The organism is Tumebacillus lipolyticus, assembly GCF_042682745.1.
Classification (GTDB): Bacteria; Bacillota; Bacilli; order Tumebacillales; family Tumebacillaceae; genus Tumebacillus_A; species Tumebacillus_A lipolyticus.
In genome coordinates this window covers 1-23,588 of record NZ_JBHUIO010000005.1, presented here as the reverse complement: position 1 = coordinate 23,588, position 23,588 = coordinate 1, and the positions used below count along the sequence as shown (strand labels likewise).

The 23,588-nt window shown below is 55.2% G+C and carries 21 protein-coding genes, 1 tRNA gene, 1 rRNA gene and 2 other annotated features; of the genes, 20 read left to right on the top strand and 3 right to left on the bottom strand.

Features of this window, described 5'->3' with window-relative positions:
- Nucleotides 1-83 precede the first annotated feature (83 nt).
- Nucleotides 84-689 (bottom strand): pentapeptide repeat-containing protein, encoded by a 606-nt coding sequence (locus ACFSOY_RS05295; protein ID WP_386044539.1) that lies wholly within the window; start codon nucleotides 687-689, stop codon nucleotides 84-86.
- 127 nt (nucleotides 690-816) lie between these two features.
- On the opposite strand from ACFSOY_RS05295, the gene ACFSOY_RS05290 reads away from it, so the two are divergent.
- The 14 genes from ACFSOY_RS05290 to ACFSOY_RS05225 all read left to right on the top strand — a co-directional run bounded on the left by ACFSOY_RS05290 (nucleotide 817) and on the right by ACFSOY_RS05225 (nucleotide 13,386).
- Nucleotides 817-2,025: a hypothetical protein gene (locus tag ACFSOY_RS05290; protein ID WP_386044537.1), complete on the top strand. Its 1,209-nt coding sequence runs from the start codon at nucleotides 817-819 to the stop codon at nucleotides 2,023-2,025.
- Nucleotides 2,026-2,121: 96 nt separating this feature from the next.
- Nucleotides 2,122-2,793: a response regulator transcription factor gene (locus ACFSOY_RS05285; protein ID WP_386044535.1), complete on the top strand. Its 672-nt coding sequence runs from the start codon at nucleotides 2,122-2,124 to the stop codon at nucleotides 2,791-2,793.
- 1 nt (nucleotide 2,794) lies between these two features.
- Nucleotides 2,795-4,057 carry a sensor histidine kinase gene (locus tag ACFSOY_RS05280; RefSeq protein WP_386044533.1) on the top strand — a complete coding sequence of 421 codons (1,263 nt, stop codon included), beginning with the start codon at nucleotides 2,795-2,797 and terminating at the stop codon, nucleotides 4,055-4,057.
- Between the two features lie 120 nt (nucleotides 4,058-4,177).
- Nucleotides 4,178-5,098, top strand: coding sequence for a sporulation protein YtxC (ytxC, locus tag ACFSOY_RS05275; RefSeq protein ID WP_386044531.1), 921 nt, complete (start codon nucleotides 4,178-4,180; stop codon nucleotides 5,096-5,098).
- Nucleotides 5,099-5,345: 247 nt separating this feature from the next.
- Nucleotides 5,346-5,867: a translation initiation factor IF-3 gene (infC, locus tag ACFSOY_RS05270; protein WP_386046754.1), complete on the top strand. Its 522-nt coding sequence runs from the start codon at nucleotides 5,346-5,348 to the stop codon at nucleotides 5,865-5,867.
- Between the two features lie 25 nt (nucleotides 5,868-5,892).
- Nucleotides 5,893-6,090 (top strand): 50S ribosomal protein L35, encoded by a 198-nt coding sequence (rpmI, locus tag ACFSOY_RS05265; protein ID WP_087455045.1) that lies wholly within the window; start codon nucleotides 5,893-5,895, stop codon nucleotides 6,088-6,090.
- Between the two features lie 41 nt (nucleotides 6,091-6,131).
- Nucleotides 6,132-6,491, top strand: a complete 360-nt coding sequence (rplT, locus tag ACFSOY_RS05260; protein WP_386044529.1) for a 50S ribosomal protein L20 — start codon at nucleotides 6,132-6,134, stop codon at nucleotides 6,489-6,491.
- Between the two features lie 128 nt (nucleotides 6,492-6,619).
- On the top strand, nucleotides 6,620-7,273 hold the full coding sequence (locus tag ACFSOY_RS05255) for a potassium channel family protein (protein WP_386044527.1): 654 nt from the start codon (nucleotides 6,620-6,622) through the stop codon (nucleotides 7,271-7,273).
- A gap of 18 nt (nucleotides 7,274-7,291) precedes the next feature.
- A complete protein-coding gene (locus ACFSOY_RS05250; RefSeq protein ID WP_386044526.1) occupies nucleotides 7,292-8,095 on the top strand; it encodes a TrmH family RNA methyltransferase in 804 nt (267 codons plus the stop codon).
- Nucleotides 8,096-8,260: 165 nt separating this feature from the next.
- The gene (locus ACFSOY_RS05245) at nucleotides 8,261-8,623 is read left to right on the top strand and encodes a DUF2512 family protein (protein ID WP_386044525.1); all 363 of its coding nucleotides are present in this window, start codon (nucleotides 8,261-8,263) and stop codon (nucleotides 8,621-8,623) included.
- Nucleotides 8,624-8,691: 68 nt separating this feature from the next.
- Nucleotides 8,692-8,937 (top strand) — a binding site (T-box leader).
- Between the two features lie 55 nt (nucleotides 8,938-8,992).
- Nucleotides 8,993-10,057, top strand: coding sequence for a phenylalanine--tRNA ligase subunit alpha (gene pheS, locus ACFSOY_RS05240; protein WP_386044524.1), 1,065 nt, complete (start codon nucleotides 8,993-8,995; stop codon nucleotides 10,055-10,057).
- Nucleotides 10,058-10,072: 15 nt separating this feature from the next.
- On the top strand, nucleotides 10,073-12,499 hold the full coding sequence (gene pheT, locus ACFSOY_RS05235; RefSeq protein WP_386044522.1) for a phenylalanine--tRNA ligase subunit beta: 2,427 nt from the start codon (nucleotides 10,073-10,075) through the stop codon (nucleotides 12,497-12,499).
- Nucleotides 12,500-12,562: 63 nt separating this feature from the next.
- Nucleotides 12,563-12,868 carry a cell division protein ZapA gene (gene zapA / locus ACFSOY_RS05230; RefSeq protein WP_386044520.1) on the top strand — a complete coding sequence of 102 codons (306 nt, stop codon included), beginning with the start codon at nucleotides 12,563-12,565 and terminating at the stop codon, nucleotides 12,866-12,868.
- Nucleotides 12,865-13,386 (top strand): CvpA family protein, encoded by a 522-nt coding sequence (locus ACFSOY_RS05225; RefSeq protein WP_386044518.1) that lies wholly within the window; start codon nucleotides 12,865-12,867, stop codon nucleotides 13,384-13,386. Before zapA ends, ACFSOY_RS05225 begins: the two co-directional genes overlap by 4 nt.
- 37 nt (nucleotides 13,387-13,423) lie before the next feature.
- Here the strand turns inward: ACFSOY_RS05225 and ACFSOY_RS05220 are convergent, their stop codons facing one another.
- Nucleotides 13,424-13,804, bottom strand: a complete 381-nt coding sequence (locus tag ACFSOY_RS05220) for a phage holin family protein (protein ID WP_386044516.1) — start codon at nucleotides 13,802-13,804, stop codon at nucleotides 13,424-13,426.
- A 114-nt stretch (nucleotides 13,805-13,918) separates the two neighbouring features.
- Between ACFSOY_RS05220 and ACFSOY_RS05215 the strand changes: the two genes are divergently transcribed.
- Nucleotides 13,919-16,270: an endonuclease MutS2 gene (locus ACFSOY_RS05215; protein WP_386044515.1), complete on the top strand. Its 2,352-nt coding sequence runs from the start codon at nucleotides 13,919-13,921 to the stop codon at nucleotides 16,268-16,270.
- Between the two features lie 141 nt (nucleotides 16,271-16,411).
- Here ACFSOY_RS05215 and ACFSOY_RS05210 read toward each other — a convergent pair whose 3' ends face one another.
- Nucleotides 16,412-19,618 (bottom strand): transglycosylase domain-containing protein, encoded by a 3,207-nt coding sequence (locus tag ACFSOY_RS05210; protein ID WP_386044513.1) that lies wholly within the window; start codon nucleotides 19,616-19,618, stop codon nucleotides 16,412-16,414.
- Nucleotides 19,619-19,782: 164 nt separating this feature from the next.
- Nucleotides 19,783-19,997: a binding site (T-box leader), on the top strand.
- A gap of 53 nt (nucleotides 19,998-20,050) precedes the next feature.
- Between ACFSOY_RS05210 and tyrS the strand changes: the two genes are divergently transcribed.
- The 5 genes from tyrS to ACFSOY_RS05185 all read left to right on the top strand — a co-directional run.
- Entirely contained in the window at nucleotides 20,051-21,295 is a 1,245-nt protein-coding gene (tyrS, locus tag ACFSOY_RS05205; RefSeq protein ID WP_386044511.1) for a tyrosine--tRNA ligase, read from the top strand.
- 231 nt (nucleotides 21,296-21,526) lie between these two features.
- Nucleotides 21,527-22,804 carry an ArsB/NhaD family transporter gene (locus tag ACFSOY_RS05200; protein ID WP_386044509.1) on the top strand — a complete coding sequence of 426 codons (1,278 nt, stop codon included), beginning with the start codon at nucleotides 21,527-21,529 and terminating at the stop codon, nucleotides 22,802-22,804.
- Between the two features lie 18 nt (nucleotides 22,805-22,822).
- The gene (locus ACFSOY_RS05195; RefSeq protein WP_386044508.1) at nucleotides 22,823-23,104 is read left to right on the top strand and encodes a hypothetical protein; all 282 of its coding nucleotides are present in this window, start codon (nucleotides 22,823-22,825) and stop codon (nucleotides 23,102-23,104) included.
- 201 nt (nucleotides 23,105-23,305) lie between these two features.
- Nucleotides 23,306-23,382 (top strand) — tRNA-Pro (locus ACFSOY_RS05190).
- A 67-nt stretch (nucleotides 23,383-23,449) separates the two neighbouring features.
- A 16S ribosomal RNA gene (locus ACFSOY_RS05185) occupies nucleotides 23,450-23,588 on the top strand; the annotation flags it as partial.

The window sequence follows — 23,588 nt, the reverse complement described above, 5'->3', positions numbered from 1 at the left end:
CAACAAAAAAAGCCCGAACTCGGGCCCTTTATTCACCGCCCCCTTTGCCAAAATGGGGGCTTTGTTCTGATGAAGAAAGTCGATCAATCGATCAGCGCGCCTAAAGAGCGGGCGAGCAGCAGCGCCTGTTGCAGATCGAGCCGCGCGCCTCGAACGTCCATGTTGACGAAAGACACTCCGTCCATTTCCGCTCCCCGAAAATCTGCACCCTTTAACTTCGTATGGGCAAGGTTGGCGCGGGACAGGTCGCAGTCGCGCAGATCGGCCTTTTCTAACTGAGCGCCGTACAGGTCAGCTTCCACCAGCTGCACGCCGCGCAACTTCTGGCGGTTCAGTTCTTGTGAGCGCAGGTTCACAAAGGACAGATCGCCGCCGTCGATGCTGATTCCGGTCAGGTCGGCCTCGACAAAGCTCGAACCGGTCAATTTGCACCCTTTCCAACGCGAGACGAACAGGTTCGCCCCTTGAAATTGACAGTTTACAAATGCGGAGCTGTGATGCAGGGAATCGTTGAGCGAAGCCCCGCTAAAGTTACAGCCGACAAACTGACACCCGTGCGTCTGTAGCTCTTTCATCTGAGCGTGCGTAAAGTTGCAGTTTACAAATCGACAGTCGTGAAGCGTCGCCTCTGTCCACTCCACATCGCGCAAATCCTCTCCTTCAAACTCTCTCCCGTTCCACTCGATCATCAGGTACCTTCCTCTCGGACAGACCATTTTTCCTATACTGTACCATTTTCTAAAGAGAATCTAAAGAAGCTCTCCCATACTGTGGTTGTAAGGAAAGCCCAAGACCAATCGAAAGGGTGAGAGCAACATGAACAGACGTACGAAACTTGTGTTGACCTTAGGAATTGCGGCAGTGTTGGCCGGCTCCGGGACAGCGTTGGCAGCTTCTAACCAAGGAGGGGAGCAAGCGTCTTCCGAAGCGAGTGGAGCGAGCGCACAAACGACCGACAAACAGTTTCCTTTCAAGCATGCAGGCAAAGGTGAAGGCTTTGGCGGCAAGGTGTTTATCAGCATGGCAGGAACGTCTGAGTTGCCCAACTTCCTCGGGATGACCGAAGCGGAGCTCCGCAGCGCGCAGGAATCGGGCAAGACGCTGGCGCAGATCGCAGCAGACAAAGGGATCAGCGAGGAGAAGCTGATCGAGTTTATGCTGACCGAACATAAGAAACAGATCGACCAACTGCTCGCCGATGGAAAAATCGAGCAAGAGCAGGCGGACAAGATGAAAGAACATATGACGGAAGAGCAGATCAAAGCGATGGTCGAAGGAAAAGGGCCACAGGGGATTGGGCACATACGAGCGGACAAAGTGATGATCATGCCGATGAACGGCGAACTGCCAAAATTCCTCGGGATGACCGAAGAGGAGCTTCGCAGCGCACAGGAGTCGGGCAAGACGCTGGCGCAGATCGCGGAGGGCAAAGGGATCAGCGAGGAGAAGCTGATCGAGTTTATGCTGACCGAACATCAGAAGCAGATCGACCAACTGCTCGCCGATGGCAAGATCGAGCAAGAGCAGGCGGACAAGATGAAAGAACATATGACGGCAGAGCAGATCAAAGCGATGGTCGAAGGCAAAGGGCCGCAAGTGTTCGGGCACAAGCAAGCGGGCAAAGTGATGATGATGCCGATGCAGAGCGGACTGCCGAACTTCCTCGGCCTGACCGAAGAGGAATTCAGCAGCGCGCTTAAGTCGGGCAAGACGCTGGCGCAGGTCGCGGCAGACAAAGGGATCAGCGAAGAGAAGCTGATCGAGTTCATGCAAGCGGAGCATCAGAAGCAGATCGATCAACTGCTCGCAGATGGCAAGATCACCCAAGAGCAAGCGGACAGCATGAAAGAGCGCATGACAGCCGAGCAGATCAAGGAGATGATCAACGGAGCGGGTCATCTGAAGGTCGAGCGCGGAGTGCGTGCGGAAAAAGGAGTTGGCGTTGAACTGAAACAGCAGCGCGCACCGTTCGCTGGAACTGCGACGAGCGGAAAAAGCTTCGCAACCACGACGAGAATCGATTGATGAGCACCGCGAAGAGGACAGGCAGGAATGCCTGTTCTTTTCGAGTATTTACTACAGATCCACACAAACTATGAAAAAGAAAAAGGGGAGGATGTCATGCGAGTGCTGATCGTGGAAGATGATCGCTCTCTTTTGCAGGCTATCGCAGATGTTTTTGAAGAGGAGGGCTATCAGATCGACCAGGCGAGCAACGGTCTTGACGGGCTGTATTTTGCTGAGCAGGGCATTTACGACCTGATGATCTTCGACATCATGCTTCCCGGAAAAAGTGGGCTTGAGATGATCAAAGCGCTGCGGAGAGCAGGGACTCAGACGCCGATCTTGCTCCTCACCGCCCGCGACTCGGTAGAAGATCGCGTGACCGGGTTGGATGTTGGCGCGGACGACTATCTGACCAAACCGTTCGCCTTTCAAGAGCTGTTGGCACGTGCTCGCGCGCTGCTGCGGCGCAAGAGCGGAGTGAACGATGGGGAGATCACCTGCGGCCCGCTCACCTTGCGTCCGAAGGATTATGACGGGCAGGTGGACGGTGTCATGCTCAAGCTGACAGCAAAAGAGTACAAACTGCTCGAATTTTTGTTGCTCAATCGAGGGCAGATCCTGACGCGCGAGCAAATTTTCGATCGCGTGTGGGGCTTTGAAGTGGATACGAACATCGGGGTTGTCGATGTATATTTGCACTACGTCCGCAAAAAGCTGGCGGCGCACAGCTGCGATCATCTGATCCAGACGATTCGCGGCGTGGGCTATCTGCTAAAGGAGCAATAGGATGTTTGCGAAGATCAGATCCAAGCTGGTGCTTCTCTATACGTTGGTCTTTTTTATCATCTTGTTTATCGGCAGCGTCGCTCTGTATCTCTATATGCAAGATCGGCTGGTCGATCAGGTGGACGATGCGCTGATGCAACTGTCCAGCCGTTTGCAAGATCCGAGAAAAGTCACGATCCCGCATCCGATCGGCAAGACGGTCGACCGCCCGCCGGTGGTGTTAGCTTGGACCAAGCAGGGCAGGCTGATCAACGTGTCGCCCGAACAGCAGGAAGTGGTCGAAGCGGATGTGCTGAGCTTTCAAAAGCTGACACCAGATGGGGTTCCCAAGACGGTGAAATTTGGCGAGCACAGCTACCGGGTGCTGACGATGAGCGCACCTGATAACACGATCGTCACCAATGGCGACCTGGGCATCCTGATCTCGACCGTGCAGTTTGTCCGCAATGTCGATTCGGAGCAGGCGATTCTCGACCGTCTGCAGATGGTGTTGATCGCCGGAACGCTGATCGGGGGTGTGCTGATCATCATCGCCGGCTTCTTTCTGGCAGGGCGGACGCTGGTGCCGATCCGCATCGCGTGGGAGAAACAGCAGCAGTTTGTCGCCGACGCCTCCCATGAGCTGCGCACGCCGCTGGCGGTAATCCAATCGCAGGCGGAGCTGCTGTTCAGACATCCTTACGCCACGATTGAGCAGGAGAGCGAGAAGATCTCCGCCGTGCTCAAAGAGACGCGGCGGATGAACAAGCTGGTCGCCGACCTGTTGACGCTTGCTCGCTCCGACTCAAACCAGCTGGAGATCGAGCGCAAACCGCTATTGCTCGACCGCCTGCTGACCGAGATCTGCTGGCAGTTTGCGCAGATGGCGGAGATCAAAGGGGTTGCCCTCACCACCGATCTCCATCCGGGCATTCAATTGGAAGCGGACGAGGCGCGCCTGCGACAACTGCTGGTGATTCTGCTCGATAACGCCTTGAAATATACGGCGGAGCAAGGCAAAGTGCACGTGATCTGCCGCCGCACCTCACACGGAGTGGAGATCGTGGTCGAAGATACGGGGGCGGGCATCCCAGCGGAAGATCTCCCCTTTGTGTTCGACCGCTTTTACCGAGGTGACAAAGTGCGCACCTCTTCCGATGGAGGCACCGGGCTTGGGCTTTCGATCGCCAAGTGGATCGTCGAAGCGCATCAAGGCACGATTCGCGCCGAGAGCAAGATCGGCAAAGGGACGACCTTCACCGTGCAGCTGCCGGGGAAAAAATAGAGCGGTTCCGCGCAGGAATCGCTTTATTTATAGGCCCGTGCGAATAGAATCCTCACCAACTGCATACACTTATCCATAACATCTTAGGACAGACAGGAGCGATCAGGTAGGGGGGAAGCTATGAAAAAGCTGACCGTTGGGGTGGAAAAACACCCAGGCGAGCTCTGTGCGCGACTTGAGGGTGCGCGTGAAGAACTGGAGCGAAAGTCGGGCATCCGGTTGAGCGGTGAGCAACATCGGTGCGGAAAGTATACGTTTTTTACATATCGAATCATCGGGACCAGCGAAGGAAGAGCGGACAACTTCACACGGAGAGCCATCGAGGCACTTGCCGAAGGGATTGCAGACTACATCACCGATGTGTGGGAGCGACATGAGCTGCAGAGGATCGTGGCAAGTGATTTTTATTATTATGGGGAAGATGAGATCGAATATCTGTCCGCTTCGGCAGTCGAGATGCTCGCAGGGCTGCTCGACGAGGATGGCAATCCGCTTCGAGCAAGCCACATCGCCCAATCGGCAGCGGAGGTCTGGCACGAGGGAGGCGAGCTGCTGATCGATGGGCTGTTGCGCTTTCGCTTGCAAGCTTTTCATGAAGATCTACATCGCGTCGCCTTGCAGGCGATCGACGAATATCTGATGGATCTCGAATATCAGGAGTTCGTCAAGCTGATGCGGTATTTTTTGAACGCGCAGGAACCGCAACTTCCCCTGCTGCACATGATCTGCACAGATGAGCGCACCGTCAAGCTGTTCAATGCGGAAGGCAAGCTGGTCGAGCTCGATCAGAGCGGGGATTCGTCCGCGCCGGGGAGCGACATCGCCCTTTCTGCGGAGGATCGGTTGATGAGCACGCTGATCTCGCTCGCGCCGGAGAAGCTGTACATTCACCTCGGCGAATCGAGCGATGCGGTTTCCTCTTTGGTCGAGACGGTCGAGCACCTCTTCGCCGACCGGTCGGTCGTCTGTCGCGGCTGTCTGCTCTGCCAGTCGGTGCAGCGGTGGGAAGAGTTGCTGAACAAACAGGCAAAAGATAGTTGACAGCGATCGGGCGATCAGTTATATTACATAGAGAAGTTTAATGGCATATCGGCTAGGAGAAAGAAGAAGCACCCCGCTTCTCACCCGCAGAGCGTCCACAGGAGACTGCGACCGGGTTATGTGATCGTTTCAGCGCGAGTTTTATATTCGTCTGTAACCATGCGGGATGTATTTTCACCAATACATCGCGCATTTTCTTTTTTCTTCACCAGCAAGGTTGGGCCATTCACACTGGAGGTGACAGGTTATTAGCAAAGACGATGTTCAAATCAATGAGGGCATCCGCGCGCGTGAAGTGCGGGTGATCGACGTCAATGGTGATCAGCTGGGGATTAAATCCCTTCGCGATGCGCTTCAGATCGCGGCTGACAAGAACCTCGACTTGGTAAACGTGGCACCCACGGCCAAGCCTCCCGTATGCCGGATCATGGACTACGGCAAGTTCAAGTACGAGCAGAGCAAAAAGGAAAAAGAAGCTCGTAAGAACCAAAAGATCGTTTCCATCAAAGAGATTCGCATGACCCCGAACATTGAAGAGCACGACTTCCAAACGAAATTGCGCAACACGGTCAAATTCTTAAACGAAGGCGACAAGGTGAAGGCGAGCGTTCGTTTCCGCGGTCGTGAGATCACGCACCAAGAGATCGGGATCAAAGTTCTCACCCGTCTGGCGAAGGAATGCGAAGAGATCGCAGTCCTCGAGCGCGCACCGAAATTGGAAGGCCGCTCGATGATGATCATCCTTTCGCCAAAAGTCACCAACAACTAAATTCAAGCAATTGGAGGTTCGCACCATGTCCAAAATGAAAACTCATCGCGGCGCGGCGAAGCGTTTCAAGCGTACCGGTTCTGGCAAGCTCTCCCGCAGCCATGCATACACCAGCCACATGTTCTCCAACAAAGAGCAAAAGGTGAAGCGCAAACTGCGCAAGCGTGGCACCGTTCACAAATCGGACCAAAAACGCATCGAGCAAATGCTCACCTACCTGTAATATTATTTTCTGCTTGAACACAGCATAGGAGGTTTATTAGAATGCCGAGAGTAAAAGGTGGTATTGTTACCCGCCGTCGCCATAAGAAAATCCTGAAGCTTGCACGCGGTTTCCGCGGTTCCAAGCATCGTCTGTTTAAAACTGCAAACGCACAGGTCATGAAGTCCCTGCTGTACGCATACCGTGACCGCCGCCAGAAGAAGCGCGACTTCCGCAAACTGTGGATCGCTCGTATCAACGCGGCAGCTCGCCTCAACGGTCTGTCCTACTCCAAGCTGGTACACGGCTTGAAAGTTGCAGGCGTAGAAGTGAACCGCAAAATGCTGGCTGACCTCGCTGTAAACGATGCAAACGCGTTTGCAGAGCTGGCAACGCTGGCAAAATCGAAAGTGAACGCGTAACATGACGCGATGAAAGACCTGCATCTGCAGGTCTTTTCTTTTTCGCTCTTGTGAGCGAGGAAAGTTCAGGGTATGCTACAGAGAGTAACTTCCAGAACGTGGCTGACTCTGGCAAGGAGGAAGAGAGAATGGCAAAGCAGTTTGCGGTGGTGGGCTTAGGCCGCTTCGGAACTTCTGTGGCGCGGACGCTCTATGAGATGGGCAACGATGTGCTCGGGATCGACTCGGATGATGACCGCATTCAGGACATCGCCGACCTGGTCACACATGCGGTCACAGCCGACTCGACAGACGAGAACGCGCTCAAGTCGATCGGGATTCGCAACTTCGACGTGGTGATCGTGGCGATCGGCAACGATGTGAAAAATAGCATCTTGACCACCTTGATCTTGAAGGAGCTCGGGGTGAAGTTTATCGTCGTCAAAGCGCAAGACGAACTGCATGGCAAGGTGTTGGAGAAGATCGGAGCGGACAAGGTGGTCTATCCGGAGCGCGATATGGGCTATCGGGTGGCGCACAATCTGATCTCGCCAAACATCCTCGATTATATCGAGCTTGCCCCAGACTACTCGATCTATGAAATACAGGTGCCGAGCAAGTTTGTCGGCAAGTCGCTGGAGCAGCTCGACCTGCGCCGTCGCTATGGCTGTAACGTCATGGCGATCAAGCATGGCAAGGATATCAACATCTCGCCGATCGCGACAGATCTTCTGCACAACGGGGATGTTCTGGTCGTGGTTGGGAAGAATGAAGATTTGGATGAGCTTGATGAAAACAGATAAAAGGGTGGCATTTGTCGGATGAGGTTTGAACAGATCACGTCGGTGAAAAACAACCGTGTCAAAGATTGGGCTTCGCTGAAGCAAAAAAAATATCGTACACAGCTGGGGATGTATCTCGCAGAGGGCATTCGTCTGGTCGAAGAGGCGGTCGCCTCAGGAGCGCCGATCGAAGCGATTTTGATCAGCGGTGACTTGCAGTCCGGCCGCTATGACAAGATCGTCAACGGGGTCGCATCCCTGGGCACCAATCTGTATGAAGTGACCGAGCAGGTGCTCGAACATGTGGCAGATACGAAAACCCCACAGGGCGTGGTGGCGATCATCAAGCAGACGGTGGGCGACCCGCGCCAGTTTTTGCAAAACAAGACCAACCCGCTGTATCTGGTCTTGGACAGCATTCAAGATCCGGGCAACCTCGGGACGATGATTCGCACAGCAGACGCTGTCGGCGCGTCCGGCGTCTTTCTCGGCAAGACGTGCGTCGATCTCTACAACCCGAAAGTGGTGCGGGCGACGATGGGCTCCCTCTATCATCTGCCGCTGTTCGAGGTGGATCTGGAAACGTTCTTGCCGCTGATGAAAGAGCAGGGCGTGACGATCGTCGGCACTGCGACCGAAGCGGACAAGACCGTTTTTCAGCACGACTTCACGCAAGGGACGGTGCTCGTCATCGGTTCGGAAGCGCACGGTCTGAGCGAAGGTGTCGCGGCGCTTGTCGATCACAACATTTCGCTGCCGATGCCCGGACAGGCGGAGTCGCTCAACGCGGCGATCGCATCGTCCGTCATGATGTATGAGGCACTGCGCCAGCGGACTCAATAACACACAGCGTTGAAAACATCGAAGACACCTGTACAGGTGTCTTTTTTCATGCTGTGAGCAGTTAGGGGCGGATCAGCATCGGGCGGTAGCGTGCGCAGGAGCGGGGAGGGCGGGTGCATGTTCAAAGCGAGCGCAGGGCAAACTTTGCATAAGGAGGTGTGCACAATGAACAGTCATCTGCTTGCCTTTGCGGTCAAACTGGTATCGACGGTGGCAGCCATCGCTTTTATCGCACTGTTCTTCCCGCTCTGGGGGACGATGAACTTTTTTCATTCGCTCATCCTCGGCTTGATCGTCGCGGTGATCGGATATGTTTCAGACCTGATCATTCCTCGTGTGATCAACCAGATCGTCGCGGTCGCCTTCGACTTGGTGGTGACCACGCTGGTGATCTATGCGGGCAACTATTTCTTGCCAGGCATGAGCGTTTCTTGGACGTTCGCTTGGTTTGTCGGGATTCTTGTCGCCGGCATCGAAATCTTTTACCACTTTCAGTTTGTCAAAAAGGCAAATGAGCCGATCGGCTAGCGAGAACAGTTGCAAAGCGCTATGCTCTGTACTATACTATGTTACAAATAGCACAATCTAACAGCATTTGAACAGCGATGAAGGAGAGAGTAAGCATCTGGGCGCGTACAGGGAGAGGATGTCATAGACTGGGAGCATCCTCACGCAGACACGGATGGCTGAAGTTCACTCCGAAGCTGCTTGCCTGAAGGGAATCTACAGTTCCTGCGTAGGGCAAGCCGGCAGCAGACTGCCGTTATCGAACAGTGAAGTGGAGCGAGGTGTTTTTGCCTTGCTCAAATAGGGTGGTACCGCGAAGACTTTTCGTCCCTTGTTGGATGAAGGTCTTTTTTTATTTTTCCGAATGAATGAAAGCAGGGGGGACCCATGATGAAAGAACAGCTGATGGCGCTGAAAGAACAGGCGTTAGAAAAGTTGACGCAGCAGTCGTCGTTGCACCAGTTGAACGAATGGAAAGCGACCTATCTCGGGAAGAAAGGTGAGCTGACGGCAGCGCTTCGCGGCATGAAAGATTTGAGCGCAGAAGAGCGCCCGATCGTTGGCGCACTGGTCAACGAAGTGCGCGAGAGCTTGGAGAGCGCGTTCGACGGGCAGGAGGCGGAGTTGAAACGGGCGGAGCGGGAAAAGCGACTGCGCGAAGAGACGATCGATGTCACGTTGCCGGGCCGCTCGATTCCGCTCGGCAGCGAGCATCCGCTGACCCGCTTGATTCGCGAGGTGGAGGAGATTTTCCTGGGCCTCGGCTTTCAGGTGGCAGAAGGGCCAGAGGTGGAGACAGACTACAACAACTTTGAAGCGCTGAACGTGCCGCGCAATCATCCGGCTCGCGATATGCAGGATACGTTTTACATCACCGAAGACATGCTGCTGCGCACGCACACCTCGCCGGTGCAAGGGCGGGTGCTGCGCGCCAACGTGGAGGCGGCCAAGCAGCGCGGGGAAACTTCGCCGCAACCTGTGCGCATCATCGCTCCAGGGCGCGTCTATCGCCGCGACGATGATGATGCGACACATTCGCACGCTTTCATGCAGATCGAGGGTCTGGTCGTCGACCGTCACATTCGGATGAGCGATCTGAAAGGCATTCTGACCACGTTTGCCCAGCAGATGTTCGGCCATGATGTGGCGATTCGGATGCGCCCGTCCTACTTCCCGTTCACCGAGCCGTCGACAGAGGTCGATGCGACCTGTTATTCCTGTGGCGGAGATGGATGCCGCGTCTGCAAGCAGACCGGCTGGATCGAAATCCTCGGCGCGGGCATGGTGCACCCGAACGTGCTGGAGATGGCAGGCTATGATCCGGAAGAGTTCACCGGATTCGCATTCGGCATGGGTGTTGAGCGAATCGCGATGCGCCGTTACGGCATCGAAGACATCCGCCATTTCTATACGAACGATGTTCGCTTGATGTCGCAGTTCAAGTCTCGGGTGTAGCAGGAGGGAAAAACGATGAAAATCAGCTATCAATGGCTTCGTGACTATGTGGAGATCGACGATCTGACTCCTGAGCAACTCGGGGGGTTGCTGACCGACGCAGGGGTGCCGGTCGAGGTGTTCACCCCGCTCAATCTTGGTGTGAAAGGTGTTGTCATCGGCCACGTGCTGGAGACGAGACCGCATGAAAATGCTGACAAGCTCCGCGTCTGCACGGTGGACGCAGGCACTGGCGAGCACCTGCAGATCGTCTGCGGTGCGCCGAACGTCGCGCCCGGTCAGAAAGTTCCGGTCGCGGTGATCGGAGCGGAACTGCCGAATGACTTCAAGATCAAAAAAGCAAAGCTGCGCGGCATTGAATCGCAAGGGATGCTCTGCTCAGCAAAAGAGATCGGCATGGACATCAAGCTGCTGCCGAAAGATCAGACGGAAGGTCTGTACATCCTCCCGAGCGATGCTCCGATCGGAGCGGACGTGACCGACTACCTCTACCTGAACGATGTGGTGTTGGAGCTTGAGCTGACTCCGAACCGCTCCGACCTGCTCAACTACCGCGGTGTTGCCTACGAAGTGGCCGCACTGCTCGGGCGCGAGGTCAAGCTGAACGAAGCGCAGCGCGCAGAGGCGAGCGGCGACTCGCCGGTCAGCGTGAAGATCGAGTCGGAGAACTGCTCCAAATATGCGGCGCAGGTGATCCAAGGCGTGAAGGTCGGCCAATCGCCGCTGTGGTTGCAAGCCAAGCTGCTCGCAGTCGGCGTGCGTCCGATCAACAACGTGGTGGACGTGACCAACTTCGTGATGTTTGAGCTGGGGCAACCGCTGCATGCGTTCGATTTGTCGAAAGTGGCGGAGCGGACGATCATCGTGCGCCAAGCGCAAGCAGGGGAAAAGCATGTCACGCTCGATGGCGTGGAGCGGACGCTCGACGCGAGCATGCTCGTGATCGCAGACCCGGAAAAGGTGATCGGCTTAGCCGGCGTCATGGGCGGTGAGAACTCTGAGGTGGACGACAACACTACGACGATCGTCTTGGAGTCGGCATACTTCGACGCGTCGACCACCCGCAAGACCGGCAAGGCGCTCGGCCTCTACTCGGAGGCGCAAAAGCGCTTTGAAAAAGGGATGATCGATCAGGCGATGGTTGTGAACGCGATGCTGCGGGCTGCCGAGCTGATCGTCGAGCTGGCAGGTGGCGAGATCGCAGGCAAGCCGGTGGAAGTGGTGGCGAAAGAGATCGAGCCGTCCGTGCTGCCGCTGCGCGCGGAGCGCGTCAACCGCTTGCTCGGCACCGAGATCGCCGAAGCGGAAATGATCGCGATCTTAAAGCGTCTGGGCTTTGCAGTATCCGATCAAAAAGTGGATGGCGCCCATCTGGTCACAGCGCCGACCCGTCGACCGGACATGGCTAAAGAGGCGGATCTGATCGAAGAGATCGCCCGCGTCTATGGATATGATCAGATCCCGGTGACGCTGCCGGAAGGGCCGCTGGTGCAAGGTCAGCTCACACCGATCCAAAAGCTGCGCGGCACCGCGCGCGAACTGCTGATCCACATGGGCTTGACCGAAGTGGTGACCTATTCGTTCATCAACATCGCAAACTACGAAAAGCTCGGCCTCGCTACCGCCGGCTACGAAAACCAACTGAAGCTGATGCATCCGCTCTCCGAAGAGCGCAACGCGCTGCGCACGCACATGTTGCCATCGCTGGTCGAAGTGGTGCAATACAACCGCAACCGCCGCGTGCAAGATCTCGCCATCTTCGAGGTCGGCAAAGTGTTCACCCCGGCGCACGATCAGACGGAGCTTCCGCAGGAGCATCTGCGGGCGGCAGGCGTGATCACCGGCAGCTTCGCACCGGTCGGAGTGGGGGAAAAAGAGCGTGCGGTCGACTTCTTCGCCGTAAAAGGGATTGTGGAAAACCTGTTGATCGGCCTCGGGATCACCGGGGTGAGCTATGAGCGCACCGAGTTGCCGGGGATGCATCCTGGGCGCACCGCTCGCATCTTCCAAGGGGAGTTGACGCTCGGCTATGTAGGCGGTCTGCACCCAGAGGCGGAAGAGGCGGCAGAGCTTGCACCGACCTATTACTTTGAGCTCGACATGGAGAAGCTGCTCGCAGCGAAACATGGGGCGACCACCGTCACCGCATCGCTGCCGAAGTTCCCGAGCATGGAGCGCGACATCGCCGTGTTGGTCGATGTGGACGTTCCGGCAGGACAGCTGCTCGACACGATCGCCGAGGCGGGAGGCGAACTGCTGGAAAGCGCGCGCATCTTCGACCTCTATCAAGGCTCCCAAGTGCCGGCGGGCAAAAAATCGATCGCCTACGGGCTTGTCTATCGCTCAGGCGAGCGCACTTTGACAGATGAAGAAGTGACGCTTGTGCATGAGAAAGTGCTTCTCGCGCTGAAGGAACGCCATAGCGCTGAACTTCGTGCGTAATCGAGAAGGATTTTTCGGATCGGAAAGCGAAGAGTTTGGGGAACACAGAAAGGGGAGGTTCCCTTGCCTAAGTATCCCAACGGCATTCAGACTCATGAGATGAACAAGATCAAAGCTGTGATCTACGGCCAAGACTATCAGATAAAGGGAAAAGCCCCGATTGAACACCTGCGGCTTGTTTCCATGCTCGTCGACCACAAGATGAAGGAGATCGGCGAAGGCAACCCGCGGCTCGACTTAAATCGAGTCGCGGTGCTTGCTGCCGTCAACGTGGCGGACGAATATTTGAAGTTGCGTCAGGAGTATGAGGAACTCTTGCGCATTTTGGAACCGCAAGAGATGAAGCAAGCGGAGGACTTGGAAGAGTGACAGATATTATCATCGGTTGTGGCATCCTGCTCACCGCGCTCAACGGATTGCGGCAAGGATTGGTCAAGCAGCTCGTGTCGCTGGTTGGCGTTTTTTTGGCGTTTTTCCTCGCCCGAAGCTTTTATGATGATCTGGCGCCGCTGTTCGCCTTGATCGTACCGATGCCGGAGCTGATTCCTGACAATCCATTGCTGCAACAGATCCCCGGCCTCAACTTGGAGGAGCAGTTGCACGGCGGCATGGCATTCATCCTAGTGTTTATCGTCATCTTTCTCCTGATCCAGATGGCCGGCTCGCTGATCGATCTGATCGCCAAGCTGCCAGGTCTCTCGCTGCTCAACCGCGTGTTGGGCTTGGTGCTCGGCGCGATCTTAGGCGTCATCTTCGCCGCCGTGCTGGTCAACGTGCTCGCCTTGTTGCCCTATGATCAACTGCAACAGGCGCTGACAGGGTCGCAATTGGCGCAGGAGCTGTTGGCAAAGTTTCCTTTTTTCAAACTGTATGTGCCCGCTGTATAAAAAAGCCCTGGAGCGATCTCCAGGGCTTTTTTGCAATCTATCGGTCATCACGACGTTCGCTTCGCCTGTTGCCACCCATCATGTTCCCTGATAGGTCGCCCGGGATGAAGAGATCGATCAACCCGATGACCAGCGAGGCGAGGATCGCCCCGAGGATGGTCACATGCATGCCTGGCACGAACCATTGCGCCACATAGATGACGACAACGCTGGTGAGAAAGCCGACGATGCCTCTCCCGAAAGGTGAGATGTTGCGACCGAACATCGCTTCGATCGCCCAGCCGATCACGGCGATCACAACGGCAGCCAGCAGCGCTGATGTAAACGACAGGCGGCTAAACCCTGGCACAAGCATCCCGACTACCATCAACACCAAGGCGGAAACGACAAAGCGGACAAGAGCTCTGATGATGGTCATTGCGAGTTCCTCCTCCTTCTCCAATCAGGTGTTATCACACGGGGCCGTACGTGTAGAGTGTCCTATTTCGCAAAGGATATGCTATAATAGATGAAATTTTGGGGGTGACCACTCATGAATGAACGAGTGCTTCGAGTGCTCGAATATCATAAAGTCCGCGATCATGTCGTGCGGTTGGCCAGCTCTTCACTGGGGAAAGCGAGAGCGCAGGAGCTCGTGCCGTCCTCCGATCTCGCCGAAGTCGAAGCGTGGCAGCGATCGACCGCAGAAGGGGTCACCGTCTACCGCCTTCGCGGGTTGATTCCGCTCGGCGGCATTCATGACAATCGCTCCGCGATACGTCGCGCAGCTCTCGGCGGCATCCTTGCTGCTGCGGAGATGCTCGACATGGCAGACACGATCATGGCCGGGCGGCGGCTGAAAAAGTTTTTGCAGGACACGAACGATGAGGAAAGCATTCCGGAGCTGATGAAGCTTGCCGAATCGGTTCCTGAGCTGAAGCAGTTAGAAGATGAGATTCGCGCGGTTGTCGACGATAACGGCGCGGTCCGCGATACGGCATCTGCTGAACTGCGCCGCATCCGTGTCGAGATGCGAACCCAGCAGGCGCGCGTCAAGGAGAAGTTAGAATCGATCATTCGCCAGCCAACCTATCAGAAGATGCTCCAAGACCCGATCATCACGCAGCGCAATGACCGGTATTGCGTGCCGGTCAAGGTGGAATATCGCGGCTCGTTCGATGGGATCGTCCACGACCAGTCCGCCTCGGGCAGCACGCTGTTTATCGAACCGGCAGCTGTCGTCCGCCTCGCCAACGCGCTGCGGGAGTTGGAGATCAAAGAGGAGCGGGAGATTCAAAAAATTCTCCAGCAGTTGTCCGCACAGGTCGGACAGCATGCGAATGAGCTGCAAGATGGGCAGGAGGCGCTGGCCGAACTCGATTTTATCTTTGCGAAGACAGCTTATGCGCGTAAGCTGCGCGCAGTTCGTCCGCTCTTTAACGACCAAGGGATTGTCAACGTAAAGCGCGCCCGCCATCCGCTGATCGATCCGAATGTGGTCGTTCCCTCCGATCTGCGGCTTGGAGAAGACTTCATTCTGCTCGTGATCACCGGGCCGAACACGGGCGGGAAGACTGTCACGCTGAAGACGCTCGGTCTCCTGACCCTGATGGGAATGTCCGGTCTGCACATTCCGGCAGATGAGGAGAGCATGTTGTCCACATTTGATGAAGTGTATGCGGACATCGGCGATGAGCAGTCGATCGAGCAGTCGCTCTCCACCTTTTCCTCGCATATGACCAACATCGTGACCATTTTGGAGCAGGTTGATTTTCGCAGTCTCGTCCTGTTTGACGAGCTGGGAGCGGGCACCGACCCGACCGAAGGGGCGGCGCTGGCGATGTCGATCCTCGACTTTCTCAAAGAGCGCGGGGTGCGCACCGTCGCGACCACGCACTATTCGGAGCTGAAAGCGTACGCGTATAATGAACCGGACGCGATCAACGCGTCTGTCGAGTTTGATGTCCAGAGCTTGCGTCCGACCTACCGTCTGTTGATCGGCGTCCCCGGGCGTTCCAACGCGTTTGCCATCTCGGAGCGCCTCGGCCTGCGTCGCGCGATCATCGATCATGCGAAGTCGCGCCTGACCACAGAAGAGGTGGCGGTCGATGAGCTGATTCGCAAATTGGAGCAAAATCAGCATGTCGCCGCCCAAGAGCGGGAAAAAGCGGAGACGCTGCGCCGCGAGCTGGAAATGCTGATGGATGAGTTTGAGCAGGAAAAACAACAGTATTACAGCCAGAAGGATCGGATGATGGAGCGCGCCGAAGAGGAAGCGAGAAAGGCGGTGCGCAAGGCGGAGCAGGAAGCGGCAGAGATCGTCGAAGAGCTGCGCCGGATCGCCGCTCAAGAGCGGGGTCAGATCAAAGAGCACCGCCTGATCGAACTGCGCAAAGAGCTGGAGAGCAAAACGCCGAAGCTCAAGCGGGAAGCGAAGCAGCCGAAAGCGAAGCCGGCAGATCGTCCGCTACAGGCGGGCGATCATGTGGCGATCGTCCATCTGGGGCAGAAAGGTCACATTCTGGAGATCAAAGGCAATCAGGTGATGGTGCAGATCGGCATGATCAAAACGAAGCTCAAAAAGGAGCAACTTGAGCTGTTGCCACCTGAGCAGGAGCCGACGCGCACGATCGCGTCGCGCAAGAAGATCGAAACGAAACAGGTCAGTTTGGAACTCGATCTGCGCGGGGCGAATGTGGAAGAGGGGATCTTGGCGATCGACAAGCGAATCGATGATTCGCTGTTGGCTGGCCTGAGCACGATTCATGTCATCCACGGCAAAGGAACTGGGGCGCTGCGTGCCGGCGTTCAGGAATATTTGCGCACGCACCGGCAAGTGAAATCGTACCGCTACGGAGTCGAGGGTGAAGGTGGCAACGGCGTGACGGTCGTCACGCTGCGCTAGGGATGAAGTGAAACGAGTGGAACAATTAAAAGCCTCCTGTCCTTTTCTAAAAGGGCAGGAGGCTTTTTGTGCGAACAGCTGGGGCGATCGTCAGGTCGCCTCAGCTGTTCAGATCTGCGAAACCGGTGTGGTTAGGTGTGGTTACGATTGAGTTGGCGTACCGTTGGCCACCGCAGATGGTGAAGATCGGTTGCCTTTCGCATCGATGGCGCGGATGCGATAGAAATACTTTTGGCCTGTGGAAAGACCGCTGTCAAAAAATCCGTTGTCGTTCGTGGTGCCAAGCGTAGACCAAGTCGCCCCGTCTGTGCTGCGCTCGATCAAGTAGGAAGTCGCATCTTTTGACGGATTCCAGCCGATGACCAAGGAATTGCCCGATTTGGGATCGGTCACCTGCAGGCCGGTCGGCGCTTGAATCGGTTGACCAGGCTCGCCACCACCGCCAGATGCTGTACCTGGCACTGGTGCCGATTGCCCCGATTCTTTGTCCCCTTGCAAGGAGCTGATCTTGTAGAAGTACGTCATGCCAGGCATCGCGCCGACATCATCAAATGCGGTTCCGGCAGTCGTGCCGATCCGCTGATAAGCGCCGGACGGATCGGTGCTGCGGTAGACCGCGTAGCTCGTTGCCCCTGGTACCTGTTGCCACGAGATAGTCAATCCCACCGCGCCCGCTTGTGCTTTGATGCCACTCGGCGGTGTGAGCTGTGCGAGACCTGGGGTGACGGTGACCGTCTGGCTCGGATCAGATTGCAGACCTTCGCCATCGATGGCGACGATGCGATAGGCGTACTCTTTTCCTTTTTGAACGGATGTATCGGTAAAAGTGGTGGTCTTCACTTCGCTGACGATCTGGAACGGGCCCGCTTCGCTGTCTGCGCGGAGCACGAGGTAGCTCTTCGCCTTTGAAACTGCATTCCAAGACAAGGAGACGGAGCTATCGGAAGCGTTGGTGATCTTCACGCCGGTCGGAACGAGCGTGGTGCCCAGCTCTTCGTTTCCATTGCGCGGGTCTTTGTCGCTCGGCAATTCCTTCTCGTGGTCGAGCGGGAGCCAGCGCTTGTCATTGTTGGGCAGCGTGTATTTTTCACGCTTGATGAAGATGCCCTCTTTGACCAAATAGGAAGGCGTCGAGTCGTTCGCAAGATACTTTTTGTCGCCTACCTCGTAGTATTTCGCCTTGACGTGTACGTCGCACTGTTCGGTCGGTTCGGTTCCGGCGATGAACATCTCGGTCACGATCGTATGCTCTTCTTTGCAAAGCTCTGTCGGGATCTTGCCCGACAATCTGCAGACTGAAACATTGCGCACACCGCCCGGATTGCCTGGGAACGAGCGGGTGCGGTTTTCGATCAACGGAAAAACATCGGTCATGATCGAATTCCACAAAGTCTTCGGCAAGTTTTTCTGCTGCGAGCTCTCCAAGGTGTAAGGGATGTTGTATCCAGCCCAGACGCCGAGCGTCACATCGGGTGTGTAGCCGACAAACCACGAATCCTTGTCCACATCGGTCGTCCCCGTCTTGCCTGCGATCTCATAGCCGGGGAACTTTGATCCGACATCTGTAGCGGTGCCTTTGCGCACGACGTCCTTCAGCATGTCGGTCAGAATGAAGGATGTGTTCGGGTTGAACACTTGCGTCTCAACCGACTTATGTTGGTAGAGGTTCGATCCGTCGCGACCTTTGATCGTTTCGATCATATAGGCATCGCGGGACACTCCCATGTTGGGCAGGGTCGCAAACGCGTTGGTCGCTTCGGTCACGGTCAGGCCGTGCGAGAGACCACCGATCGCAGCTGCCAGGTTCACATCGGTGTCTGAAAGGGTCGTCACGCCCATCTTCTTGAGGAAATCAAGCCCGACAGTCGGGGTCAGTTGATGAAATACTTTAAGAGCGGGGATGTTGTACGACTGCTCAAGCGCATGTCGAACGGTCATCAGCCCGTGGAATTTGTTGTCCCAGTTCTTTGGAAAATACTTGCCGTCCGCTGCGTTCTGATCGGGCCAAACCATCGGCACATCGTCGATCGCACTGCCAGAGCCGATCAATTTGTTTTCCAGCGCGGGCCCGTAGACGGCGATCGGCTTCATCGTCGAACCTGGCTGACGCGGCTGCGTGGCATGGTTGACTTGGTCGATCTCATATTTTCGTCCGCCAGCCATGCTGAGGATCTTGCCCGTCTTGTTGTCGATCAATGTTGCACCAGCCTGCATCATCGCGTTGTCCACTTTGATCTGCTTGCCGGAGTTGTCGGTGATCGTGTACGAGATGTTTTCCGGATAAAACTTGTCTTGGTCGATCACTTCGTCCAGCTTGTTTTGCATCTTGCGGTTGATCGTGGTGTGGATTTCATAGCCACCGCGGAAGAGCGCTTCTCGTGCCTTGTCCAGCGATTCGTACTTGCCAGTCTCATAGAGGCGCTCCGCCGAGCGCGTCTCCACCTCGGCGACCAGGTGAGCGAACTCGCCGCCTTTCACCTGTGTCTTTTCCTTTTGCTCTTGAATGTCTTTGGCTACATCATACGCTTTTGCTTCCGCATACTCTGCTTGGGTGATAAATTGAGCTTCCAGCATCTCTTGGAGGATATATTCTTGTCGCTGTGCGGTGCGCTCAAAATTCGTATAAGGATTGAATAAGCTCGGATTGTTCGGCAAAGCTGCTAAGATTGTCGCCTGTGCCAAGTTCAGATCCTTGGAGGGAACGCCAAAGATCGCTTTCGATGCGCGCTCAACTCCGTAGAGGTTGGATGAACCGGACTTGCCAAAATAGATCCAATTCATATAGGTGAGCAATATTTCTTCCTTGGTCAATTTCTGCTCAAGTTGGATCGCGAGCGCCGCCTCTTGAACTTTGCGTTCGAGAGAGCGCTCCTGTTCAGGGAACATCGCATTCTTGATCGTCTGCTGGGTGATCGTCGACGCGCCGCTGACGATGTCGCCGCCGATCAAGTTTTGCACGCCTGCGCGGGCGATCGCGTACGGGTTGATCCCAAAGTGCGTATAGAAATTTTTGTCCTCCGCTGCCACGAAAGCGTCAGCGAGAAAAGGTGATGTATCTTGAAGCGAGTTGATCAGCTCGCGCTCGCCGTCACCTTGCAACTCAAACATAAATTGACCATCGCTATCAAACACTTTCGTCTTGGATGCCATGTCGGTGATCGCATTCAGATCGAGGTTTGGCGCTTTTTTGACCATCGAGGCGATAAAGCCGGCCGCGGCTCCTCCGCCGATGATCGTCACAGCGAGGAACAAGAACAAGAAGATTTTGACAAACTTACCCCAGCGTCGTTTCTTCTTCGTCTTGGGCTTTTTTTCTTTTCGATCAGATCGGGTGTTGTTCTCTTCCATATATGACGTCCTCCCCCTTATCCTTCTCATTATAACATAGCTTAAAATGTGGACAAGAAATGACAGAATAAGAGGTTATTCTTGTGCGTGTTCGACTTGACAAGCGATCTTCGCCACTGCTATGATTTCTCCAGATGCTGTGCAGTGATTTACAATTGCAGATCGAAGAAGCGATGATGAAGAGAGTAGCGTTTTGTTGGATTGTCCAGAGAGCCGGTGGTCGCTGCGAACCGGTCGATCCCTTTGCGTGAAGTACACTTCGGAGCAGCTTGGAGGCAATGCCAAGCCGGTCACAAGGTGGCCGTTATTCCCAACGAAGGAAGCTTTCGACTGGAAAGCTACTTAGGGTGGTACCGCGAGTTCGAAGCTCGTCCCTATCGGGGCGAGCTTTTTTTGTTTTACCAGACTTTTGATAAAGGTAGGGAGTAGAGGATGACGAAAGAAGAGCAAGTTCTCGATCCGAGCATTCAAGCGGAGATCGACCGCCAGTTGGCAACAATTCGCCGCGGAGCGGTGGAGATCATTCCGGAAGAGGAACTGGTGGCGAAGCTGAAGAAATCGCTGCTGAAAAACAAACCGCTGCACATCAAATTGGGTCTTGACCCGTCGGCGCCCGACATCCATCTCGGGCACACGGTCGTCTTGCAGAAGATGCGCCAGTTTCAAGATCTTGGCCATCATGTGACGATCATCATCGGCGATTACACCGGGATGATCGGCGATCCGACAGGCAAGTCGGAAACGCGCAAGCAGTTGACGGTGGAACAGGTGAAAGAGAATGCGCAGACGTATGTCAAACAGCTGTTCAAAGTGCTTGACCAGACGAAGACGAGCATTCGCTACAATTCGGAATGGTTGGCTCCGATGAATTTTGCCGACGTGATCGCGCTGGCTGCCAAGACGACGGTGGCGCGGATGTTGGAGCGAGACGATTTTGAGAAGCGCTACAACTCCCAGCAGGCGATTTCGTTGCACGAGTTTTTCTACCCGCTGATGCAGGGCTATGATTCGGTCGCTTTGGAGTGCGATGTGGAGCTTGGCGGCACCGATCAGAAGTTCAATCTGCTGATGGGTCGCATGCTGCAAAAAGAGTATGGCAAAGAGCAGCAGATCATCTTGACGATGCCGCTGATCGAAGGCTTGGACGGCGTGCAGAAGATGTCGAAGTCGCTCGGCAACTACATCGGCATCGACGAGGCGCCCAACGAGATGTACGGCAAGACGATGTCGATCCCAGATGAGCTGATGATGAAATACTACGAGCTGGTCACCGATCTGCCGACCGCAGAGGTGGAAGCGATCAAAGCGGAATTTGATGGCGGACAGCTGCACCCGCGCGATCTGAAAATGCGCCTCGGCCGTGAGATCGTGCGCATGTACCACGGTGAAGATGCTGCTCTGGCGGCAGAGGATAATTTTAAAACGATCTTCCAAAAGCGTGCGCTGCCAACCGACATTCCTGTCGTCGAGATGGAAGCGGGCACCGTCTGGATTGTCAAACTGCTCGTCGATCTCGGCATGGCCCCTTCGAACGGCGAGGCGAGACGACTCGTTCAGCAGGGTGGTGTGAAGATCGACGAAGTGAAAGTGGACGCGGCTGACGCGCAAATCGAGCTGGTCGATGGCATGGTCGTACAGGCTGGCAAGCGCAAATTTGCAAAGATCAAATTGGGATAACAACTCGTGGAGACCTCCGGCAGACGGAGGTCTCTTTCTTCCTATTTAATAAGGATCAGGTTCAGAAATCGACCAATTCGGTCAATCGATCGCTGCGAAAGAATGATGTAGGAGCAGGAGAAACTAGAAGAGCGAATCAGGTTGATTTTCTCGTTCTTTCGAGAATTGTTGGGCAGAAGATAAACTGTGCTACCATATGTGCGTTAAATTGGCAAACTGGGGAGGAAGGCAATGGAGAACCAGGCACTATTCGCAATCGGCATCTTCCTGGTCACTTACGCCTTGATCGTTTCGGAGAAGATCCACCGGACGATCGTGGCGATGGCTGGCGGTATCCTGATGGTGGCATTTGGCATCCTCGATCAAGAGACGGCCATTCATCATATCGATCTGAACACGATCGGCTTGCTCGTCGGGATGATGATTCTCGTCTCGATCACCGGGCAGACGGGCGTGTTCAAATACCTTGCGATCAAAGCGGCGAAGCAGGCAGGGGGGCACCCGGTAAAAATATTGGTCTATCTGTCGGTGATCACCGCTTTGCTCTCTGCGCTGCTCGACAACGTGACGACGGTGATGCTGATCGTTCCGGTCACTTTCTCGATCGCGCGACAGCTGAAAGTATCGCCGATCCCCTACCTGATCTCTGAAATCATCGCATCGAACGTCGGGGGCACGGCGACTCTGATCGGTGACCCGCCGAACATCATGATCGGAAGTGCGGTGCCAGAGCTGACGTTTATGGAGTTTATCTATAACTTGGCTCCAGTCGTGGGCGTGATCATCGTGGTGACGGTCGCCTTGCTCGTCCTGATCTATCGCAAACAGCTGGTCGCCGATCAGGAGCGCCAACAGCTGATCATGTCGCTCAACGAGAATGACGAACTGCAGGATATGCGATTGCTCAAAAAATCGCTGGCCGTCTTGGCGCTGACGATCATCGGGTTTGGCCTGCATCAGGTGCTGCACCTCGAATCGGCGACCGTCGCGCTTTCCGGAGCGTTTTTGCTCCTGTTGTTGACGGGCGAACGATATTTGGAGCAGGCGTTGGAGCGCGTGGAGTGGACGACGATCTTTTTCTTCATCGGGCTGTTCGTGCTGGTGGCGGGGCTGATGGAGACAGGCGTGATCTCCAAACTGGCTGCTGAAGCGATCGACCTGACCGGCGGGGATTTGAGCGCGATGGCGATGCTGATCCTCTGGATGAGCTCGATCGCCTCCGCCTTTGTGGACAACATTCCCTTTGTGGCGACGATGATCCCGATGATCAAAGAGATGGGGGCGCTCGGCATCACCAACCTTGAGCCGCTGTGGTGGAGTTTGGCGCTCGGCGCATGTCTAGGTGGGAACGGAACGGTGATCGGCGCGAGCGCAAACGTGATCGTGATCGGTTTGGCAGCGAAAGAAGGATATAAGATCTCGTTTGTAAAATACCTTTTGATCGGATTTCCACTGATGATCCTATCGATTCTGATCTCGACCGCGTATGTATATCTGCGCTATCTCTAACAAGAAGGGGGTTATGCTATGGTCTGTTATGAGTATGACAAGTCAGAGCTGACGATCCTGGAGACGAAGACGGAGAGCGACTATGAGTTCTGCTTTCAAATCTTCGATGAGCAGGTGTTGCGACGCTTGAAGCAACTGCGCGCCGAAGTGGAGAACAATGACGATCTGACAGATGTGCACTTCGTCACGAAGCTCGATCATCAATATTTGGCCGGTGTTCGCCACAATTTTCGACTCGAATTTATCCTGTTGCTATTCAAATATGGCATCATCAACGCAATCTCGCGCAATCAAGAATGAGAAAAGCGCTCAGCTGGATCAAGCTGAGCGCTTTACTTTGAATCTCATAGCATTTGATAGAGCGAGCTAGTTGATCGCACATATCGATAGTTTTTGTTCGTATTTCAGGGTGAAGTGTGATTGATCGAAACGGGTGAAGCATGATAAGATACATTTCGTTGCCGCGAGAACGCGAGCGACATCATCAGGAAATGACAGCGTCGGAATGTAGCGCAGCTTGGTAGCGCGCACGCTTCGGGAGCGTGAGGTCCAGGGTTCGAATCCCTGCATTCCGACCATTTATCTCATTGATCCTTGAAAACTAAACGAGTGTTACGAAGAGAGATGCGAGTCAAGATACAAACTTTTATTGAGAGTTTGATCCTGGCTCAGGACGAACGCTGGCGGCGTGCCTAATACATGCAAGTCGAGCGGACAGAAACGGAGCTTGCTCCGAGGAAGTCAGCGGCGGACGGGTGAGTAACACGTGGGCAACCTGCCCGAC

Excerpts from the sequence above, each read along its gene's own strand:
- ACFSOY_RS05295 (WP_386044539.1), bottom strand. The coding sequence starts at position 689 with ATGATCGAGTGGAACGGGAGAGAGTTTGAAGGAGAGGATTTGCGCGAT.
- ACFSOY_RS05290 (WP_386044537.1), top strand. The coding sequence starts at position 817 with ATGAACAGACGTACGAAACTTGTGTTGACCTTAGGAATTGCGGCAGTG.
- ACFSOY_RS05285 (WP_386044535.1), top strand. The coding sequence starts at position 2,122 with ATGCGAGTGCTGATCGTGGAAGATGATCGCTCTCTTTTGCAGGCTATC.
- ACFSOY_RS05280 (WP_386044533.1), top strand. The coding sequence starts at position 2,795 with ATGTTTGCGAAGATCAGATCCAAGCTGGTGCTTCTCTATACGTTGGTC.
- ytxC (WP_386044531.1), top strand. The coding sequence starts at position 4,178 with ATGAAAAAGCTGACCGTTGGGGTGGAAAAACACCCAGGCGAGCTCTGT.
- rpmI (WP_087455045.1), top strand. The coding sequence starts at position 5,893 with ATGTCCAAAATGAAAACTCATCGCGGCGCGGCGAAGCGTTTCAAGCGT.
- rplT (WP_386044529.1), top strand. The coding sequence starts at position 6,132 with ATGCCGAGAGTAAAAGGTGGTATTGTTACCCGCCGTCGCCATAAGAAA.
- ACFSOY_RS05255 (WP_386044527.1), top strand. The coding sequence starts at position 6,620 with ATGGCAAAGCAGTTTGCGGTGGTGGGCTTAGGCCGCTTCGGAACTTCT.
- ACFSOY_RS05250 (WP_386044526.1), top strand. The coding sequence starts at position 7,292 with ATGAGGTTTGAACAGATCACGTCGGTGAAAAACAACCGTGTCAAAGAT.
- ACFSOY_RS05245 (WP_386044525.1), top strand. The coding sequence starts at position 8,261 with ATGAACAGTCATCTGCTTGCCTTTGCGGTCAAACTGGTATCGACGGTG.
- pheS (WP_386044524.1), top strand. The coding sequence starts at position 8,993 with ATGAAAGAACAGCTGATGGCGCTGAAAGAACAGGCGTTAGAAAAGTTG.
- pheT (WP_386044522.1), top strand. The coding sequence starts at position 10,073 with ATGAAAATCAGCTATCAATGGCTTCGTGACTATGTGGAGATCGACGAT.
- ACFSOY_RS05220 (WP_386044516.1), bottom strand. The coding sequence starts at position 13,804 with ATGACCATCATCAGAGCTCTTGTCCGCTTTGTCGTTTCCGCCTTGGTG.
- ACFSOY_RS05215 (WP_386044515.1), top strand. The coding sequence starts at position 13,919 with ATGAATGAACGAGTGCTTCGAGTGCTCGAATATCATAAAGTCCGCGAT.
- ACFSOY_RS05210 (WP_386044513.1), bottom strand. The coding sequence starts at position 19,618 with ATGGAAGAGAACAACACCCGATCTGATCGAAAAGAAAAAAAGCCCAAG.
- tyrS (WP_386044511.1), top strand. The coding sequence starts at position 20,051 with ATGACGAAAGAAGAGCAAGTTCTCGATCCGAGCATTCAAGCGGAGATC.
- ACFSOY_RS05200 (WP_386044509.1), top strand. The coding sequence starts at position 21,527 with ATGGAGAACCAGGCACTATTCGCAATCGGCATCTTCCTGGTCACTTAC.
- ACFSOY_RS05195 (WP_386044508.1), top strand. The coding sequence starts at position 22,823 with ATGGTCTGTTATGAGTATGACAAGTCAGAGCTGACGATCCTGGAGACG.